Source organism: Gaoshiqia hydrogeniformans (assembly GCF_049347105.1).
GTDB classification, from domain to species: Bacteria; Bacteroidota; Bacteroidia; order Bacteroidales; family Prolixibacteraceae; genus Gaoshiqia; species Gaoshiqia hydrogeniformans.
Genome location: NZ_CP186334.1, coordinates 4,347,380 through 4,365,610 on the forward strand (window position 1 = coordinate 4,347,380; position 18,231 = coordinate 4,365,610).

17 protein-coding genes are annotated in these 18,231 nt (G+C 44.3%); 8 read left to right on the plus strand and 9 right to left on the minus strand.

The window, feature by feature from the left end; all coding sequences use genetic code 11:
• Window positions 1-36: 36 nt before the first annotated feature.
• A complete protein-coding gene (locus ACOIT5_RS17275) occupies window positions 37-1,248 on the minus strand; it encodes a S8 family peptidase (RefSeq protein WP_423127409.1) in 1,212 nt (403 codons plus the stop codon).
• 383 nt (window positions 1,249-1,631) lie between these two features.
• Here ACOIT5_RS17275 and ACOIT5_RS17280 point away from each other — a divergent pair, with 383 nt between their 5' ends.
• From ACOIT5_RS17280 to ACOIT5_RS17295, 4 genes are all read left to right on the plus strand, one after another.
• On the plus strand, window positions 1,632-2,249 hold the full coding sequence (locus ACOIT5_RS17280) for a DUF5063 domain-containing protein (protein WP_423127410.1): 618 nt from the start codon (window positions 1,632-1,634) through the stop codon (window positions 2,247-2,249).
• A 5-nt stretch (window positions 2,250-2,254) separates the two neighbouring features.
• Window positions 2,255-2,833: a 3'-5' exonuclease gene (locus tag ACOIT5_RS17285; protein ID WP_423127411.1), complete on the plus strand. Its 579-nt coding sequence runs from the start codon at window positions 2,255-2,257 to the stop codon at window positions 2,831-2,833.
• A complete protein-coding gene (locus tag ACOIT5_RS17290) occupies window positions 2,830-4,020 on the plus strand; it encodes a class I SAM-dependent rRNA methyltransferase (RefSeq protein ID WP_423127412.1) in 1,191 nt (396 codons plus the stop codon). The genes ACOIT5_RS17285 and ACOIT5_RS17290 overlap by 4 nt, the downstream gene beginning before the upstream one ends.
• A gap of 224 nt (window positions 4,021-4,244) precedes the next feature.
• Window positions 4,245-4,583, plus strand: coding sequence for an RNA recognition motif domain-containing protein (locus tag ACOIT5_RS17295; RefSeq protein ID WP_423127413.1), 339 nt, complete (start codon window positions 4,245-4,247; stop codon window positions 4,581-4,583).
• Window positions 4,584-4,704: 121 nt separating this feature from the next.
• Here the strand turns inward: ACOIT5_RS17295 and ACOIT5_RS17300 are convergent, their stop codons facing one another.
• The 7 genes from ACOIT5_RS17300 to ACOIT5_RS17330 form a co-directional block, all read right to left on the minus strand.
• Window positions 4,705-5,151: a GAF domain-containing protein gene (locus ACOIT5_RS17300; RefSeq protein WP_423127414.1), complete on the minus strand. Its 447-nt coding sequence runs from the start codon at window positions 5,149-5,151 to the stop codon at window positions 4,705-4,707.
• Window positions 5,152-5,209: 58 nt separating this feature from the next.
• Entirely contained in the window at window positions 5,210-5,680 is a 471-nt protein-coding gene (gene pyrI, locus ACOIT5_RS17305) for an aspartate carbamoyltransferase regulatory subunit (RefSeq protein ID WP_423127415.1), read from the minus strand.
• An 8-nt stretch (window positions 5,681-5,688) separates the two neighbouring features.
• Window positions 5,689-6,597 (minus strand): aspartate carbamoyltransferase, encoded by a 909-nt coding sequence (gene pyrB, locus ACOIT5_RS17310; protein WP_423127416.1) that lies wholly within the window; start codon window positions 6,595-6,597, stop codon window positions 5,689-5,691.
• 294 nt (window positions 6,598-6,891) lie between these two features.
• A complete protein-coding gene (locus ACOIT5_RS17315) occupies window positions 6,892-7,509 on the minus strand; it encodes an IMPACT family protein (RefSeq protein WP_423127417.1) in 618 nt (205 codons plus the stop codon).
• Window positions 7,510-7,545: 36 nt separating this feature from the next.
• Window positions 7,546-8,976: a chromosomal replication initiator protein DnaA gene (dnaA, locus tag ACOIT5_RS17320; RefSeq protein WP_423127418.1), complete on the minus strand. Its 1,431-nt coding sequence runs from the start codon at window positions 8,974-8,976 to the stop codon at window positions 7,546-7,548.
• 273 nt (window positions 8,977-9,249) lie between these two features.
• Entirely contained in the window at window positions 9,250-10,512 is a 1,263-nt protein-coding gene (locus ACOIT5_RS17325) for an MlaD family protein (protein WP_423127419.1), read from the minus strand.
• 77 nt (window positions 10,513-10,589) lie between these two features.
• The gene (locus ACOIT5_RS17330) at window positions 10,590-11,741 is read right to left on the minus strand and encodes an N-acetylmuramoyl-L-alanine amidase family protein (protein ID WP_423127420.1); all 1,152 of its coding nucleotides are present in this window, start codon (window positions 11,739-11,741) and stop codon (window positions 10,590-10,592) included.
• Between the two features lie 128 nt (window positions 11,742-11,869).
• On the opposite strand from ACOIT5_RS17330, the gene ACOIT5_RS17335 reads away from it, so the two are divergent.
• The 4 genes from ACOIT5_RS17335 (at window position 11,870) to ACOIT5_RS17350 (ending at window position 16,888) form a co-directional block, all read left to right on the plus strand.
• A complete protein-coding gene (locus tag ACOIT5_RS17335) occupies window positions 11,870-14,557 on the plus strand; it encodes a putative LPS assembly protein LptD (RefSeq protein WP_423127421.1) in 2,688 nt (895 codons plus the stop codon).
• Between the two features lie 194 nt (window positions 14,558-14,751).
• Window positions 14,752-15,339 carry an FKBP-type peptidyl-prolyl cis-trans isomerase gene (locus ACOIT5_RS17340; protein ID WP_423127422.1) on the plus strand — a complete coding sequence of 196 codons (588 nt, stop codon included), beginning with the start codon at window positions 14,752-14,754 and terminating at the stop codon, window positions 15,337-15,339.
• Between the two features lie 62 nt (window positions 15,340-15,401).
• The gene (gene aroC, locus ACOIT5_RS17345; RefSeq protein ID WP_423127423.1) at window positions 15,402-16,475 is read left to right on the plus strand and encodes a chorismate synthase; all 1,074 of its coding nucleotides are present in this window, start codon (window positions 15,402-15,404) and stop codon (window positions 16,473-16,475) included.
• Complete coding sequence (locus ACOIT5_RS17350) at window positions 16,475-16,888, plus strand: DUF134 domain-containing protein (protein ID WP_423127424.1); 414 nt, start codon at window positions 16,475-16,477, stop codon at window positions 16,886-16,888. The genes aroC and ACOIT5_RS17350 overlap by 1 nt, the downstream gene beginning before the upstream one ends.
• Here the strand turns inward: ACOIT5_RS17350 and ACOIT5_RS17355 are convergent.
• A complete protein-coding gene (locus ACOIT5_RS17355; protein WP_423127425.1) occupies window positions 16,885-18,105 on the minus strand; it encodes a dicarboxylate/amino acid:cation symporter in 1,221 nt (406 codons plus the stop codon). The genes ACOIT5_RS17350 and ACOIT5_RS17355 overlap by 4 nt on opposite strands.
• Window positions 18,106-18,231 lie beyond the last annotated feature (126 nt).

An 18,231-nucleotide genomic window follows, 5' to 3' on the forward strand; every position in this document is an offset into this window, starting at 1 on the left:
TGCCTGACGGGATTTTGTTTTCTGGTTTTATAGAAATCAGCGATGAACGATCGGATCCGGATTCCCGTCGGGATCGCCCGACACAGTTCCATCGGTATTCACGGTGCCCAGCAATAACAGTCCGGCAACATGCGGGGCAGCCATGGATGTGCCGCTCAGGGTGGCATAGCCGCCGTCTTTATAGGTTGAATAGATGCTCACTCCTGGCGCGCAAAAGTCGACCGGCGGATTGCCGTAATTCGAAAAATAGGCAAAAATATCGCTGCTGTTCATGGCCGAAATGGTGTAAACATGGGGACCGTTTGCTCTGGCCGGAGAATGGTTGTTTGCATCGTCCGACTCGTTTCCGGCAGCAAGTGAAAATTTGATACCGGTAGCAGCCGCAGCAATAACCGCGTTATCCAGGGTTGTTGAAACGGACCCTCCAAGGCTCATGTTGGCTACATCGCCAGGAGAACCGTTTGCAGCAACAAAATCGATTCCGGCGATTACCCCCGAGTAGGTTCCGCTACCTCTCCTGTTCAATACTTTTACAGGAATCACTGTTGCCCCGGCAGCGACGCCGATAACTCCCACTGAATTGTTTGTCGCAGCAATGGTGCCGGCAACATGCGAGCCATGCCCGTTCAGATCATCGATGGTTTTATCGGTTGAGAAATTTGCTCCGCGCAACACATCCACGTTCAGGTCGGGATGATCGGTGTCGATACCGGTGTCAATTATCCAGGCTGTTTTTCCAACTCCGCTTTGTCCGCCGCCAACACGTGAAATTCCCCAGGGAATGGTTTGCAGGGGAGGTGTCGTACTACCAGGTTTTACGGAAATTTGAATCGGACTGAGCGTAACAAGCTGATCTTCCTCAATGTGGATGATCACGCCGTCGGCTGCCAGTTTTTTAAACTGGCCCGGAGGAATCTTCACCGAAAAGCCGGTTATGGCTGTTGAATAAACAAAACCAATTTCACTGTCGGTAATGCCGTTTCTTTTTAAAATTTTTGCAACTGCGGCATGTACTTTTTCATTCCGTTTCGCATAGTCTTTTACTGAAACAAGTTCCTGGTCCAGCTCCGGTACCTGGATACGGACAATGTAGCTCATTTTGTTTAAATTCGCAGATTTCAGGACGAAACTTAAATCTGAATCTGTTTCTACTTCTTCCATGATGGGCGATTGGCACGAGTGGATCGCCGCAAAAATGGTCGCCACCAGAAAAAGTCTTGCGATTTGGTAAATGGTTTTTGATGACATAAGCACAATTTAATTGGTTCGCGATAAAATGAATTCAGTTTTTTGCACAATTCGAAAAATTAAACGTAATCCGCCTGTTAAGGTTTGGCTAATTGGCCATTACTTTTGAACGAAGCTGCAATAATTCTTTGGCATACACTGACAAGCAAGATTTAGTGTTAAGCAATAGATTTTGGTCATTGGTCATTAGTCATTGCAGCTTGTTGTCTTCGCTTGAGACTTGGAGCTTGCAGCTAAAAAAGTACCTGAGTAAAACTGCGACTGAATACTGGTACTGAATGTTAAGAAAGATACGATTGTACCGGTACAATTCGTCGTCAGCCGTTATAAAATTCTCCCGAAAAGGAAAAACTTATTACTTTTGCAGCAATTAAAGTAAATGTATGACTGACGATGGTTTAAATCCGCTGGTCTATTCCAGAGATATCATTGAATTTGTTACAGTTTCCAATGAATATTGCCGGTTTGTTGAGAACGCAGGTTCAGAAAATCCGCGGGACTTGCTGGGGAAGATTCAGAAAATCCTTCCGTTGCTGTACCTGAAAGCCAGTGTTCTGCCCGAATTTGACAGTACGGAGGAACTTGTACTGGAAAAATATGTGACAGAGGTGGATTATAACTTTTTGCAGCAGCGGATCATGAACTTGTTGGGAGAACACGACGATTACCAGGAGATCTTTGATCCGGAAATGCAGTACAGCGATGCTCCTTTAACCTCCAGTATTTCGGAAAACCTGGCCGATATTTACCAGGATCTGAAAGATTTCATCATGCTTTACCGTACGGGAGATGAATTGGTTATGCAGGAAGCCCTTTGGGAATGTCTGAATAACTTTAAAAACTACTGGGGGCAAAAACTGGTGAACGGGCTTCGGGCGATTCATGCGCTTATTTACAGTCAGATTGACTTTAATCAGGAGATTAAATTAGGCCATGAAGAGGATGAAGAAAATACCAAGCCGGATTGGTTGAATAACTTATTTAATAACCAGATTGATTAATACAGATGTTTCAGGAAAGTATAACCAAAGAACAATTGGATGAATTGCCATTAAAAGCTTTTGAAGGGGAAATTATCGTGGTTGATGATCCGGCCTCGTTCAAATCGGCGGTGGCCAGTTTGTCGGAAGCAGATGTTCTGGGCTTCGATACTGAAACAAAACCTTCGTTTAAACGCGGGCAGGTCAACAAAGTGGCGTTACTGCAATTGTCAACCGACGAAAAAGCTTACCTGTTCCGAATTAACCGCATGGGATTACCGCCCGAACTAAAATCAATCTTTTCGAATCCGGGTATCCTGAAGGTGGGCGTTGCTATTCGCGACGATATTAAAACATTGCAGCGTATCAGTCATTTTAAACCGGCCGGTTTCGTCGAACTCCAGGACGAAGTAAAAGATTACGGCATTAACGATTTCAGCCTGAAAAAAATAGCCGGGATTGTGCTGGGTATACGCATCTCGAAATCACAACGATTAACAAACTGGGAAGCTGACGAATTAACCGACGCGCAGCAGCTTTATGCTGCAACCGACGCCTGGGTTTCCTACGAAATATTCCATTCTTTAGCCGCCGCGCAATCATGACAAACAAAATAACCAACCTTGTTCTGAAACCTGGTAAGGAACAATCGCTTCAACGTTTTCACCCCTGGGTTTTTTCCGGGGCCATCAAAAAAATTGAAGGAGAAGTTCAGGAGGGCGATTTGGTAAGGGTGCTTTCCAATGACCGGAGCTTTCTGGGAATCGGGCATTACCAGATCGGTTCGATTGCCGTGCGGGTTGTCACCTTTACCGACGAACCAATTGATGCAGGTTTTTGGAAACAAAAACTTTCGGAAGCCCTTCGGGTCAGGCAGTCGCTGAGATTATTCGGGAGCGCCGATACGACGGTTTTTCGGCTCGTTCACGGCGAAGGCGACGGAATGCCCGGATTGATTGCCGATTTTTATAACGGAACAGCGGTGTTTCAGTTCCATTCCATAGGCATGTACCTGATCAGGACAGAACTGGCCCGTTTGCTGAAAGAATTACTGGGCGACCAACTTCAGGCGGTTTACGATAAAAGCGACAAAACTTTGCCGTTTAAAGCGGATATTGAACCGGAGAATGGTTATCTGCTGGGCGAGTCTTCGCCGACGATTGTCAGGGAATACGGACACGCTTTCGAGGTTGATTGGGTGGAAGGCCAGAAAACCGGTTTTTTTATCGATCAACGCGAAAACCGTCGCCTCGTGAAAGAATACGCGCAGGACCGCGATGTGTTGAATATGTTTTGTTACAGTGGCGGTTTTTCATTTTACGCCATGAGTGGCGGGGCCCGTTTGGTCCATTCGGTCGATGCTTCGGCAAAAGCCATTGAGCTGACCAACCGGAATGTTCATCTCAATTTCGAAAACGATCCGCGCCACGAAGCTTATGTGGCTGATGCCTTCGAGTTTATGCGCGCTATCAAAGACAAGTACGACCTGATCATCCTTGATCCGCCGGCTTTTGCCAAACACCGCAATGCGTTGCATCAGGCCTTGCAGGCTTATAAACGGCTAAATGCCAGAGCTTTTGAGCAAATTCGTCCGGGAGGCATCGTGTTTACCTTCAGTTGTTCGCAGGTGGTGACAAAAGAAAAATTCAGGGAAGCTGTTTTCTCCGGGGCTGCAATTTCGGGACGGAAAGTCCGCATTTTGCACCAACTAAACCAACCGGCTGACCATCCGGTCAATATCTATCATCCGGAGGGCGAGTACCTGAAAGGCCTTGTGCTATATGTTGAATAAACGTAAAAATCAGCCTTTTGCAGAATATTTCCTTCATAAAAAGGACTTAAAAAATAATCAGGAACTCACTTGCCAAATCAAAACAATCTTTAATTTTGTATAGAGCTATGGCGTAACGACTTGTAATATTTTACATGAAAAAGGACCTGTCTTACATGTTAATTGACTTGCGAATCACGACCATCTCGTTGATTTAGTTTTATTTAATTCTTATCCTTTTATTTATGAACATTTATGTAGGAAATTTAAACTACAACCTCAAAGAAAGCGACTTGGAGGAATTGTTTTCACAATTTGGAGAAGTAATTTCTGTAAAGATTGTAAAAGACCAGGAGACCGGACGGGCCAAAGGATTTGGTTTCGTTGAAATGGCTGATGAGAGTGAAGGCGCCCAGGCAATTGAAAAATTAGACGGCGCTGATGTACGTGGCAGGAATATTAAAGTTAACCAGGCAAATCCAAAAGCGCCAAGAGGTGGCAGGCCGGAGAGAAATGACCGGTTTCAGAAGCCGCAACAACGCGGTTCTCAGCAACGACCATCGCAACGGCGCGAGAATTACTGATAAGCACATAAAACTTATGACTGAAAACAGCATGCTGCTTTCAGGTACTCCGAATTGAACCGGACATTTCGTCAAAACAAATAGGGTTCGCCAGGCTTTAACCGGGCGGACCTTTTTTGTTTTAAAACTGATCGGCGATCAGCGTGCAAACCAACTCCAGAAATTTCCGGTCGATTGGTTTAAAAGGAGCGGGAGAGTGGCTGTCGATATCCAGCTCGGCTACGAATTCCCCGTTTTTTATAACAGGTACCACAATCTCCGACTGCACGTCTATGCTGCATGAAATATAGTTATCTTCCTGACTGACATCCTGAACAACAATGGTTTCTTTTTTTTCGGCCACTTGCCCGCAGATGCCTTTTCCTACAGGAATGCGGGTGTGTTCGGTTGGTTTGCCAACATAGGGGCCAAGAATTAACTCGCCGTTTTCGAGCTTGTAAAAACCAACCCAGTCGTAGTGGTAGATGTTTTCTTTCAGTAATTTGCATACCCTGAGCAATAAGTCTGACGGCCTTTCTTCCGCCAGGACGCTGATTTCTTCCAGTGTTTTATCGAATATTTTCTCCATTGCTTAATTTTGTTGAAAAACGAAAATAACAGGTATTCCCGAATTAAAAACAGACGTCTTATTTAATCACCATCTGGTGTCCGTGGGTGATTTTCTCGCAATATTTGCATTTCAAGGCCAGCGGTTCTTTGTTGATTACTTTAAAAGAGGTCACTACGGCTTCGTTGTTTGTGATACACTTCGGGTTGAAACACTTTACAATCCCGATTACCTGATCGGGTATTTCGACGGCCCGTTTCTCAACCACTTCGTAATCGCGGATAATATTCAGTTTGGCGTGGGGCGAAATCAACGCGATTTTGTTAATGTCGTCATCCTTAAAAAACTGGTTCGACACCTTGATGATTGCTTTGCTTTCCAGTTTGTCGCTGTCGAGGTTTGCTCCGAAAGTGATCATGTTTGGCGTTTTGTCCAGTTCAAGGATTGATATCACCTTGAACAGGTTTTCGGAAGTGATGTGGTCGATCACGGTTCCTTCGCTGATGGCGCTGACTTTTAACTTGAGCTTCTTTTTTTTCGAATCTTTCATGGTGTCTGCTATTTTAAGTTCAGGGTATGGGCAATGATGGCTTCGCGGGTGAAAACACCGTTACGGGCCTGTTCAAAATAATAGGCTTTTTCATTTTGATCCACGTCGGTGTGTATTTCGTTTACCCGTGGCAGCGGATGCAGGATCCGCATGTTGGGGCTGGTGTTTTTCAACATGCTGTTTCTCAGTATGTAAACATTTTTGACCTGTTCGTATTCAATCGGGTCGGAAAAGCGCTCCTTTTGTACCCGGGTCATGTACACGATATCCGCTTCGGAGATGATATCGGTAAACTCGCGGTGTTCGAAGTAACGGATTCCTTTTTCGCGGAGGAAAATCTTATATTCTTCGGGCATTTGCAGTTCTTCGGGTGCAATAAAGTTGAAAATCGGGTTTTCAAACTGCGACATGGCCATCAGCAACGAATGGACGGTCCGTCCGTAACGCAGGTCGCCCACCATAAAAATATTCAGGTTGTCCAGCGTTCCTTGTGTTTTTATGATCGAATACATATCGAGCAGAGTTTGCGTCGGGTGCTGATTGGCGCCGTCGCCGGCATTAATAATGGGAACAGCCGACACCTCGGCGGCATAACGGGCGCTGCCTTCGTGTGGATGGCGCATCACAATCAGGTCGGCATAGTTGGATACCATCCTGATGGTGTCGTGCAGGGTTTCGCCTTTGGATACGCTGGAGGAATTGGAGTCGGAAAAACCGATAATCCGGCCGCCAAGCCGGTTAATGGCTGTTTCGAAACTCAGCCGGGTACGCGTTGAGGGTTCAAAAAACAAGGTGGCCACCACTTTCCCTTCGAGGAGTTTCTGATTCGGGTTCTTCTCAAATTCGGCAGCCAGTTGCATGATCCGAAGATATTCTTCTTTCGAATAGTCGGTGATTGAAATTAAATCTTTCTTCATTTATGGTGTTTGTTTTAGATGTAACATACAGACAAAAAAAAACCAACAGGATTAAAAATGACTGTTGGTTTCTTACCGGCGTACTGCCCGATAAATGGTATAACCTGAATAACGTATTGTTGTCTTTATATCCGGTGCTTTGGGAAAGAACGATCTTGTGAGTTAACTCATCAAAGAATGGGGAACGATATCGAATTATTGCACCTTTCATCAAAACTCAAAGTTAATAGCTGTAAGCTGTAATTAAATATGATCTGGAACATGATTTATTACCGACTTATGAACAGTATCGCCTCATTCGATCAACCGGATGACGACGCCTTCAATTTTTTTAAACGACTCAAACAATCTTTCTGATTCACTTTCCCGAATAAAAGTTTTGATTTTACAACGCAAATCAAATTCATTTTTTAGTTGAGGCAGGTTTTCATCTTTAAAGATCTTCATGACTGTGTTCATATTCAGGTAATCAAATTCGACCCAAAACGGAATTTCAACCAGTTTTTCGATAATTTCAGCATGACTCAGGGCATCGGCAGCCGCTTCACGGTAAGCATGTATCAGCCCGCTGACACCAAGTAAGGTTCCGCCAAAATAGCGGACAACCACGATCAATACATTGGTCAGGTTGAAGCGCTGAATTTGTCCCAGAATTGGTTTTCCCGCTGTTGAGGAAGGTTCGCCGTCGTCGTTTGCCCTGAAGAGCTTTTTTTCGGGGCCCAGCTGCCAGGCATAACAATGATGACGGGCTGAAAAATGTTCTGTCTTCAGTTCCTGAAGCAGTTGCTTAATGTCATCTTCCGACTCAACCGGGTAAGCATAGGCCAGAAACTTACTTCCTTTGTCCTTAAAAAGTCCTTCTGCTGATTTGGCGATGGTCAGATACGAATCGTTCATGTTTATGGATCTCATAAAAAAGGCAGATCAACTGATCTGCCCCGGGATGATTTACATTTTTAGTTTCTTTTCGATTTCGTCGACAAAAAGCCGGAAATTCTTATCGGTTTCGATGAGGTTATTGACGGTTTTACAGGCATGCAGCACTGTAGCATGGTCTTTCTTGCCGATTTGCGAACCGATGGATGCCAGCGATGATTTAGTCATGTTTTTGGAAAAATACATGGCTAACTGCCTGGCTTGGACAATCTCCCGTTTCCTGGTTTTTGTCTGCAAATGATCGACCGATAAATTGAAGTAATCACATACGACCTTCGAGATATAGTCGATCGACAATTCCCGTTTCGAGCTTTTTACCAGCTTGGTGATCATCTCACTGGCCAGCTCAATGGTAATTTCCTTTTTATTCAGCGTGGATTGCGCCAACAGAGAAACCAGCGCCCCTTCAAGCTCGCGGACATTGTTGTTGATGTGCGATGCAATGTATTCCAATACTTCGTCACTGATTTCGATGCCGTCCTTATAGATTTTTCGTTTCAGGATTTCCATCCGGGTTTCAAAATCAGGCGCCTGCAAGTCAGCGGTCAGCCCCCATTTAAAGCGGGAAAGCAGACGTTGTTCCATTCCCTTTAGCTCGATAGGGGGCTTATCGGATGTTAAGATCAATTGTTTCCCGCTTTGGTGCAAGTGATTGAAAATGTGAAAGAAGGTTTCCTGTGTTTTTTCTTTACCGGCAAATTCCTGAACGTCGTCGAGAATGAGCACATCAATCATTTGATAAAAGTGAAGAAAGTCGTTCCGGTTATTGTTCCGGGTGGCCTCCGTAAATTGTGTTTGAAATTTATTGGCATTTACATACAATACAACTTTGTCGGGGAATCTTTCTTTGACCTCAATACCAATTGCATGAGCCAGGTGCGTTTTTCCAAGGCCGGAATTGCCGTAAACCATCAGCGGATTAAAGGCAGTTCCGCCCGGATTCTGAGATACGGCATAACCGGCGCTTCGCGCCAAGCGGTTACATTCGCCTTCAACAAAGTTTTCGAAGGTGTTGTCGGGTCTCAGTTGCGGGTCGACATGCAGTTTCTGGATTCCGGGAATAATAAAGGGATTTTTTATTGACGGCTTTCCCTCTGTTTTCAGCGGGATCGTTAGCGGTTTGTTCTGAATTTTGGTGTTGTTGTTTGTCGGGTACTTTACGGTGTAAGGCTGCGCGTTTGCCTGGTTGTTTCCCATAACAACCACATACTCAAGCTTGGCATCCTGACCTACTTCCTTACGTAATGTTTTTCTCAGCAAATCAATGTATTGCTCTTCGAGGTACTCGTAAAAGAACGGGCTTGGAACCTGAATCGTCAAAACCTGATTATCGATCTTTAACGGCATGATCGGTTCAAACCATGTCTTAAAGCTAATTGCAGGAACATTGTCGCGTATTACCGAAAGACAACGATTCCATACAGCAAGATGATTGTTACTCATTTTGAACAGTAGGATTTTAAAAAATTCGACAAAAACTTCCCTGTTATTTTTCCCGAAAGCAAAAGTGTTTAAAAAAAAAGTATAAAAAAAATGAAAACAGCCTTGACTTTTTAGAAATAATTATAACGGGTTTATCAGTCAGGCAGTTAATCTTTTGATTTTTTTATATGTTCTATAATTTACTGATATTCAATCATTTAACACAAGGAGTATTTGTAAGTCCCGTGAATAAAGCGAGTTGTGAAATTCCTGATAAATTATAATTATGAAAAATTACTTGGCAGCTTTCCTCAAAGCCCGGTCAAGCTTGATTTGACGGTTGTTTTTAAATGCGATGATGCTGGCATCCGGGAACACATTTGTTGCCTGTTCATGTAATTTTACAATTTTTTCAATGTTCGATGAATTTCCGGTCATGTAGTTGTAGATGCCGGAGATTTCCACCTCCTCAATCTCGTCAAACGAGCTGAATACTTCGTTCTCCAAGTCCAGTCGGGTAGGGCTGGAGATCAAATGAACCTTAAACGAGTAGTCTGATTTTTCATCCGGGCTCTGGTTGCGGGTCGTGATGTATACGTCTTTGCCGAAATCCATCGCCGAGAAGTGGACGTAACGTTTCGGGTTGCTGCGGATGTCTTTCATCAGGTAATCCAGGCTCAGGCTCAATTGGGTCAGGTTGTTGTACAATCCGGCGTCGTTTATTAATCGTCCGGCTGTTCCTTCTCCCTCATTTATTTTCCCGATAATTTGATTTAAGTTTTCAGCCGAACCGGCAAAATCGTTTATCAGGCTTTTAATTTGCGTGTCGGCAATGCTGTCGCTGATGTTTGAAAAATTTTCAGCAATATTGGCAAAATTGACAGAACTGCTGTTCAGGGTGGCGCTCAGTTGATTCAGGTTTCCGAGGATCGCATGAATATTTTCCCGTTCGGCAAGTAATAAAGCGTTCAGAAGTTCCGAAGTTTCTTCCAGGTTGATGATTGTTCGGTTGATGTGCTCAAAACTTTCAGATAAATTCTGTCGGGTCTCGGCGTTAAACACATAAGTTACCACGGTGATGGCCGAGTCGAGTGAGGCCAGCAACTGTTCGGCTTTGTTTTTTAAAGGCAATACCTGCATGCTGACCTGTTCTTTTAGCCCTTCTTCGATGGTTCCGGGGATGGTATCATTTTCTTGGTAATACTCGTTCGATTGATTGATCAGAAGTTTAACGGATTTGGTTCCCATGATGTCGCTCGATACAATTTGGGCTATCGTTCCTTTGGGGATTTTAAAGTCGCCTTCAAGCGAAAATGAAACCAACAGACTGCCGTCATTCTTTTCGGAGATGCTGATCTTTTTCACTTGTCCGACCTGATAGCCGTTCATCGTTACGGCGCTTGATTCAAGCAATCCGTCAATATGTCCGTAAACCACGTAGTAGGTGGTATTTTTATTGAAAAAGTCGATGCCTTTCAGGTAGTTTATTCCCCAAATGAAGATAGCAATACAAAATGTAATGAGAATTCCGAGTTTGGTGTATTTGGATAGTTTCATCCGTATAAATTTTGTTTGTAATTGTCGTTTACAATATTAAGAAGCATTGCGCAGGAAAACAAACGATGAAAACCGGCTCAAAGTTTTATTTTTTGTAAGGCATTTTGCAACGGCACCTGGTTTTCATTTTCGAAAGCTGTAATAAAGGCATCCCGGAAATGCCTGGCTGCTTCGTTTTTTCTTTTCGTGATTTCTTCGTAAGAATGTTCTTTCCCGTAAAAATACTTGAAAAGGCCATCCTGTTCAACCACAAAAACATTCGTAAGCCCTTTGAAGTTGGCTGGTGTTGGGGCAATACGTTTTGACGAAACGGCGAGTTGCACACTAAACGTGATATTGGCAGTCGTTTGAATCTTGGTTGTTGTCTGTTCCTCTGTTTTTAGATTTTCATATTCCTGAATTGTTTCGGTTTTGTTGCCGGTATGTTCTGCCAGTTTAAACTCACTTCTCGATTCCACCAGACTTTTATAATCCTTAAACGCGCGGTAAACAGCAGAAGCAAGGTAGGTCTGGCCTTCGTCTGAATTCATATACTGGGCCTCCGACTGGTTGCTCAGGAAACCGGCTTCAATTAATACTCCGGGCATGCTGGTCCGTCGCAGAACCAGGAATCCGGCCTGTTTTACCCCCCGGTCTTTACGCGATGCCCTGTTTCGGAACTGGTCCTGTACCAGGGCCGCCATGCTGATACTTTGGTCGAGATATTGATCCTGGACCATTTCAAACATGATATAGGATTCTGATGAATTCGGATCAAATCCTTCGTATCGGGTGGAATAATCGTCTTCCAAAAGGATTACCGAGTTTTCCTTTTTCGCTACGTCGAGGTTTTCATTGGTGCTGTGAAGCCCCAGGACGAATGTTTCGGTGCCGGTAATCGAAGGCGTCCCGCAATAGTTGGCATGCAGGGAGATAAACAAGTCAGCCTTGTTGCTGTTGGCAATTTCGGCCCGCTGGTGCAGGGGAATAAAAATATCTTTGTCGCGGGTGAAAATAACTTTGGTATCGGGCATATTTTGGCGGATATATTCGCCCAGCTTCAGGCCCAGCTTTAAAACGATGTCTTTTTCCCGGATGTTTCGGTAAACAGCGCCCGGATCTTTTCCGCCATGACCGGGGTCAATAACAACGGTAAACGGCTTTCCCTGAACGTTTTTTGAGAATCCGGGCCGGATTGCCGGGATCGTAAATAGAAGGAGCAGCAGGATATAATAATGTTTATTACCCATGATCAAATGTATATACGTCAAACAAAAATAGAAATATTAAAATTATTTTGCATTTGTTGGGTCTTTAGTCGCCAATGAATTTATATTTTTGTGGCCAACCAGCCATGATGGCTATCTAATTTTCTGTTTTGATAAGAAAACTAATAGGATATTTGTTTTTGTTTGCCTGCTTTTCTGCTGCCGCGCAGGAGCAACCTGACTCAACCAATCCGGTGAGCCCGGAACCACTGATGTTGACCGATAGTTTGCTGCGGGACGAAACGAAGCTTGTACCGGATACCATCGAGTTTAGCCTGAACAACGAACTGGCCGACAGTTTGACAGGCGATAGTATTAAAATCCGCGACCAGAAAAAGCCTACCGTACTCGAAGCGCCCATCAATTATACGGCTGTTGATTCAATAATCGTTTCCCTTGACGGGCAAAAGGTGTTTATGTACAAATCGGGGGTGGTCACTTATCAAAGTATTGAGTTAAAAGCGGATTATATTGAGCTGGATTTGAACACCAAAGAGATTTATGCCGAGGGGCTTCCTGATTCGGCCGGAGTTGTTCAGGGATCTCCGGTGTTTAAAGACGGAACCGATGAGTTTGAGTGTAAAGTGCTTCGCTATAATTTCCAAACGGAAAAAGGGATTATCATGGATGTAAAAACGGAACAGGGCGAAGGGTATGTGCATAGCGAACGAACCAAAAAAATCGACAAAAATGCCTTTATCCTGAAACACGGCAAGTATACGACCTGTGATGCCGATCATCCTCATTTTTACCTGCATATGACTAAAGCGAAGGTCATTTCAAATAAAAAAATTATTACCGGGCCGGCTTACATGGTGCTGGAAGATTTTCCGATTTACTTTCCCATATTGCCTTTTGGTTTTTTTCCGAATACGCCTTCTTATTCGTCGGGGATTATTATTCCTTCGTACGGCGAAGAGTATAACCGTGGTTTTTTCCTGCGCGAAGGCGGTTACTACTGGGCGGCCGGCGAATTTTTTGATTTGACGATGAAAGGAGACATTTATTCAAAAGGCTCGTGGGGAACTTATCTGAACTCGAAATACAAAAAACGTTATAAATACTCGGGGAACGTTGATCTTCGGTATAATGTCAATAAATACAGTGAAAAAGATTTGCCTGATTATAGCCGGAGCCCCGGGTTTAGTATCCGGTGGTCGCATTCACAGGATAGCAAGGCTAATCCCAATCAAACATTTTCGGCAAGTGTTAACCTGTCGACAACCAGCTACGATAAGCAAAACTCGTATGATGTAAGCAGCTACCTGAGCACGCAAAAATCGTCGAGTATCTCCTATACCAAAAAGTGGGAGAATTCTCCCTTCAATATGTCGGCAAACTTCAGGCATTCGCAAAACTCAACAGATTCGACCATGAGCCTGAGCTTCCCCGAACTCACCTTCTCGATGGCTAAAATTTATCCGTTCAGGGCAAAGGTTCGCACGGGGAAACTGATGTGGTACGAGAAAATCGGCTTTAATTATACAGGAAATATTAAGAACTCAATTACGGCAAAGCAAGATGTGATTCTGGAACAATCGCTGATAAAAGACTGGAAGAATGGATGGAAACACTCCATCCCGATTACCCTGCCCAGTTTTAACCTGATGAAATACATCAATGTAAGCCCAAGCGTGAGCTATTCGGAGAGGTGGTATACCAATAATATGAACCGCCGGTATTATTACGACCATGTGGCCCGCGAAGGCACATTGGAGGTAGACACCATTTACGGATTTAAGCGAAATTATGACTATTCATACAGTATCAGTTCATCGACCAACATTTATGGGATGTACCTGATGAAGAACCCAAACTCCAGGATTAAGGCGATCCGTCATAAAATGACTCCTTCGTTAAGCTTTAGCTATCATCCTGATTTTGGCAATCCGAAATACGGTTTTTGGGATAGTTATGTGGATGAAAACGGGAAAGAAATCTTTTATAACCGCTTTGAAGGCGCCGTGTTCGGATCGACCGGACGGGGTGAAAGCGGATCAATCAGCTTTAACCTGGCGAATAACCTCGAAGCCAAAGTGGCGGCAAAAAATGACACGACCGGTAAAGGGGATAAATATGAACGGGTGAAAATTATTGATAACCTGGGATTAAGCGCTTCCTACAACCTGGTGGCCGATTCGTTAAACCTCAGTAATATTCAAATTCGCGGACGTACAACCGTGAAAGGGATTAGTATCAACTTTGGAGGTACTTTAAATCCGTACATGACGGATATGACCGGCCGCGGTCTGATCAATGAGTATGTTTGGAACCATAAGTCGGGATTGGCCAAGCTGGGGCGTTTAACCAATGCAAACCTGTCGTTTGGCATGTCATTCAAATCGAAAGACAAAAAGAACCAGGGCGACGGGGTAGGCGACGGGCCGGATGGTGACGCTGTTAGAGCCGAAGAGTTGCCGGTGACAACCATGATGGGACCTGTTTACTACGATTTTACAATGCCCTGGGAATTTCGGTTCGATTACAGCTTCAGTTACAACCGTTCAAATCCGTTCAGAAGCGCTACGATCAATCAAAGTCTTAATTTTAACGGGCGGATGAGCCTGACGGATAAGTGGAATATGGCTTTAACGACGAACTTCGACGTTCAGGCTAAGAAGTTTTCGTTTACAACGGTTAATGTGACCCGGAACCTGCATTGCTGGAATATGAGCTTCAATTTTGTGCCTTTCGGGCAGCGCCGGAGTTACAGTTTTTCACTCAATGCCTCGTCATCCATGCTGAAAGACCTGAAGATAAACAAACAGCGCAGCTGGTTTGATAACCGGAACTTTTAACACAGGTTCAAATTTGCCGGTTTCACCACGGGAATAGAAAAACCTTTTCACAATTTAACTGTTTATAAAAAACGACAAGTTAGTGTGATTTTATCCTTAAAATAAATACCGGGAGGGCAATAGAAATTTCATTATATGAACGAATTTTATTTCTTTGCAATCTAATAATTAAAAATCAATCTAAATAAATTGTAATGGGAATTGCTAAAAACAAAATGGTTTCTTTGACTTACGACTTACGGATCGAAAGTGCAGACGGAGAATTGATTGAGCAGGCGACTGCGGGGAGACCATTAAACTTTGTATACGGAGCAGGAATTATGCTTCCCAAGTTCGAAGCGTTGCTCGAAGGTTTGGAGCAGGGAAAATCATTTGAAATAAACCTGGCATGTGAAGATGCTTACGGCGATGTTGATGAAAATGCGATTGTTGAACTTCCCAAAAGCATCTTTCTGATCGATGGCAAGTTTGATGAAGAGCTGATCAGTATTGGCAACACCGTTCCGATGATGAGTACAAGCGGTCAGCGAATGAACGGTCTGGTGCTGGAAGTCACCGAAGATGTCGTAAAAATGGATTTTAATCATCCGCTTGCCGGCGAGGATTTGTTTTTTAAAGGTGAAATCCTGGAAGTGAGGGAGGCGACTGATGAAGAAATTGCGGCTACCGTAGGCGGCGGCTGTGGTTGTGGAAGCGGCGGTTGCGGCGATCACGGTTGCGGTTGTGACGATGAAAGTTGCTCTACCGAAAAAGCGCATGGCAGCTGCGGCTGTGGTTGCTGATAACACTCAGTTTTTATGAATTGCTTCTGATCAATCAGAAGCAAATTTTTTATATTTCAAGCATGAACAGCTTTGGACAAATTTTCAGGTTAACATCGTTTGGCGAATCTCATGGTCGTGGAATTGGCGGTATCATTGATGGTTGCCCAGCCGGACTTGAAGTCGATTTTGATTTCATTCAAAACGAGCTAAACCGGCGTAAACCCGGCCAATCAAAAATTACCACGCAGCGTGACGAAGCAGATCAGGTTGAGTTTTTATCCGGTATTTTTGACGGAAAAACCCAGGGAACCCCCATTGCTTTTGTGGTGTGGAACAAGGATCAGCATTCGGCTGATTACAATAACCTGAAAGATGTATTCAGGCCGTCGCATGCCGATTATACCTACCTGAAAAAGTACGGTAGCCGCGATCACCGGGGTGGGGGACGTTCGTCTGCCCGCGAAACCATTGCCCGGGTTGTCGCAGGTGCAATGGCTAAATTGTTGCTGAAGCAGGTTGGAATTCAAGTACAGGCATTTGTTTCCCGCGTTGGTGAAATTAGTCTGGATAAAAGCTACCTGGAACTTGACCTGAACCTGACGGATTCAAACATTGTTCGCTGCCCTGACCCCTTGGCGGCGGAAAAAATGATTGCCCGGATTGAAGAAGCCGGGCGTAACCACGATACGGTTGGTGGTGTTATTCAGGGCGTCATTCAAGGTATTCCTGTTGGACTGGGCGAACCTGTTTTTAATAAGTTGCATGCCGATTTGGGCCATGCTATGCTTGGAATCAATGCCGTAAAAGGTTTTGAATATGGTTCCGGTTTTGAAGGAACAAAGCTTTCCGGTTCCGAGCACAATGATATTTTTGTGAAAACAGCATCCGGTATCCGGACGAAGACCAATCATTCGGGGGGTATCCAGGGTGGTATCAGCAATGGCGAAGATATCTACTTTAACGTTGCGTTTAAACCCATTGCAACCCTTCTGAAAGAGCAACAAACGGTTGATAAAGAAGAAAATGAAACCGTGATTAACCCCAAAGGCCGTCACGATCCCTGCGTTTTGCCGCGTGCCGTACCTATTGTTGAAGCCATGGCTGCGTTAGTGCTGGCTGACCATTATTTGTTGAGTAAAGTAAATCACTTGTAATGCCAAGAAAAAAGAGAGACCGCAAGCTTTTAGCTCCACCGGCCATAAAAGGATTATCAGTTTATGGCCCGAAAAACAGATCAGAGCAGATTATGCTTTATTTTGAAGAATATGAGGCCATTAAACTGCTGGACTACGAGAACATGACCCAGGAAGAAGCTTCAGTTTGTATGGATGTATCCCGTCCAACCCTGACTCGGATCTATGAATCGGCCCGGAATAAAGTTGCCCGTTCAATGGTTGAGGGGAAAGACCTGATTATTCGCGGGGGAAATTTTCAGTTCGATGAAAACTGGTTTTGTTGCAATTCGTGCCAGGCAAAATTTAACCTGTTATCCGAAAACGAGAAAAGCTGTCCCGTGTGCAGCTCAATCGAAATTATCTCCTTAAACCAGTTTTACACCGAAAATTAAACCTGTAAGGTTTCACCTTCACTTTTCGCAATAACGACCGCGGCGCAACTGTCGCTCCATACGTTGACGGCCGTGCGGTACATGTCTAAAATCCGGTCGACGGCCAAAATTAACCCGACGCCTTCCAGTGGAAGGTTTACGGCGGTAAGGATAACGGTCATCATGACCAGTCCGGCCATCGGAATTCCGGCGGCGCCAATCGATGCCAGTAATGCGGTTGCTACCACCACGACTTGCTGCCCCAGGCCGAGTTCAGCCCCATAAACCTGGGCAATAAAAAAAACGGCCACGCATTCATAAAGTGCCGTGCCGTCCATATTTATGGTTGCCCCCAGTGGTAAGGTAAAGCTTGTAATTTTATTGGAAACACCGCTTTCGTTCTCAACGGCATCCATTGTTAAAGGCAAGGTGGCGCTTGACGAGGCTGTTGAAAAAGCAGTGATCAGCGGACTGATCATATTTTTCATATGACGGTATGGCCGTGCTTTGCCAATAAACCTGACAATTACCGGCAGGGTAATAAAGGCATGGACCGTTAAGGCGACAAAAACGGTCAACATGTAAAAAGCCATGCTTCCGGCGATTGATGCCAGCTGGTCTGCATTTCGGGCTACTTCGGTGGCTACAATCCCTAAAATTCCCAGCGGCGTAAACCGGATAATAAACATGGTCACTTTCATCATCACATCAAACAGGCCGTCAAAGAAATTGGTCAGTGTTTGTTTGTAATCGTCTTTTACCCGGGTGATGAAAAAACCTAAAAAAATGGAAAAGAAGATCACCGACAGGATATTCCCTTCGGCCATAGCCCGAATAATATTATCCGGGATCATCCGGATGAAAATATCTTTTACAGAAGTTCCTTCAGTCGTAAATTCATGTGCGGGCGCTGTAAATCCTAAATCAACACCGATGCCGGGCCGGAAGAGATTGACAAATAACAGCCCGGTTAATATGGCAAACAACGAGGTGAGCAGGTAATACGAGATAGTTTTTAAACCTAATCGTCCCAAGCTTTTACCGCTCCCCATGCTGGTAACCCCACTGACAATCGAACTGAAAATAAGCGGAATGATAATCATTTTCAAGGCACGTAGAAACAGCTCGCCCAACCAACCGATATAACCGACATGTTCGCTAAAAAAATAACCGAACAAAACAGCAATAATCAGGGCTGAAAATATTTGCCAGTGCAGCTTCAGTTTCAGAAGATTCATAACAGTAGAGGATTGTTGATGCACAAATCTAAGTTTTTAAAACATGTTTACCAACATAACCCGGGATAAACGAATTCTTCTTAATTTAGCAGCACAGTACAGCACAATATAATATGCTATAAAATC

What these genes read in the sequence shown, in the direction of transcription:
- ACOIT5_RS17300 (WP_423127414.1), bottom strand. Translation starts at nt 5,151, where the DNA reads ATGGAGAAAATATTCGATAAAACACTGGAAGAAATCAGCGTCCTGGCG.
- ACOIT5_RS17315 (WP_423127417.1), bottom strand. Translation starts at nt 7,509, where the DNA reads ATGAGATCCATAAACATGAACGATTCGTATCTGACCATCGCCAAATCA.
- ACOIT5_RS17350 (WP_423127424.1), top strand. Translation starts at nt 16,475, where the DNA reads ATGCCAAGAAAAAAGAGAGACCGCAAGCTTTTAGCTCCACCGGCCATA.
- aroC (WP_423127423.1), top strand. Translation starts at nt 15,402, where the DNA reads ATGAACAGCTTTGGACAAATTTTCAGGTTAACATCGTTTGGCGAATCT.
- dnaA (WP_423127418.1), bottom strand. Translation starts at nt 8,976, where the DNA reads ATGAGTAACAATCATCTTGCTGTATGGAATCGTTGTCTTTCGGTAATA.
- ACOIT5_RS17290 (WP_423127412.1), top strand. Translation starts at nt 2,830, where the DNA reads ATGACAAACAAAATAACCAACCTTGTTCTGAAACCTGGTAAGGAACAA.
- ACOIT5_RS17285 (WP_423127411.1), top strand. Translation starts at nt 2,255, where the DNA reads ATGTTTCAGGAAAGTATAACCAAAGAACAATTGGATGAATTGCCATTA.
- ACOIT5_RS17355 (WP_423127425.1), bottom strand. Translation starts at nt 18,105, where the DNA reads ATGAATCTTCTGAAACTGAAGCTGCACTGGCAAATATTTTCAGCCCTG.
- ACOIT5_RS17330 (WP_423127420.1), bottom strand. Translation starts at nt 11,741, where the DNA reads ATGGGTAATAAACATTATTATATCCTGCTGCTCCTTCTATTTACGATC.
- ACOIT5_RS17340 (WP_423127422.1), top strand. Translation starts at nt 14,752, where the DNA reads ATGGGAATTGCTAAAAACAAAATGGTTTCTTTGACTTACGACTTACGG.
- ACOIT5_RS17295 (WP_423127413.1), top strand. Translation starts at nt 4,245, where the DNA reads ATGAACATTTATGTAGGAAATTTAAACTACAACCTCAAAGAAAGCGAC.
- ACOIT5_RS17275 (WP_423127409.1), bottom strand. Translation starts at nt 1,248, where the DNA reads ATGTCATCAAAAACCATTTACCAAATCGCAAGACTTTTTCTGGTGGCG.
- ACOIT5_RS17280 (WP_423127410.1), top strand. Translation starts at nt 1,632, where the DNA reads ATGACTGACGATGGTTTAAATCCGCTGGTCTATTCCAGAGATATCATT.
- ACOIT5_RS17325 (WP_423127419.1), bottom strand. Translation starts at nt 10,512, where the DNA reads ATGAAACTATCCAAATACACCAAACTCGGAATTCTCATTACATTTTGT.
- pyrB (WP_423127416.1), bottom strand. Translation starts at nt 6,597, where the DNA reads ATGAAGAAAGATTTAATTTCAATCACCGACTATTCGAAAGAAGAATAT.
- pyrI (WP_423127415.1), bottom strand. Translation starts at nt 5,680, where the DNA reads ATGAAAGATTCGAAAAAAAAGAAGCTCAAGTTAAAAGTCAGCGCCATC.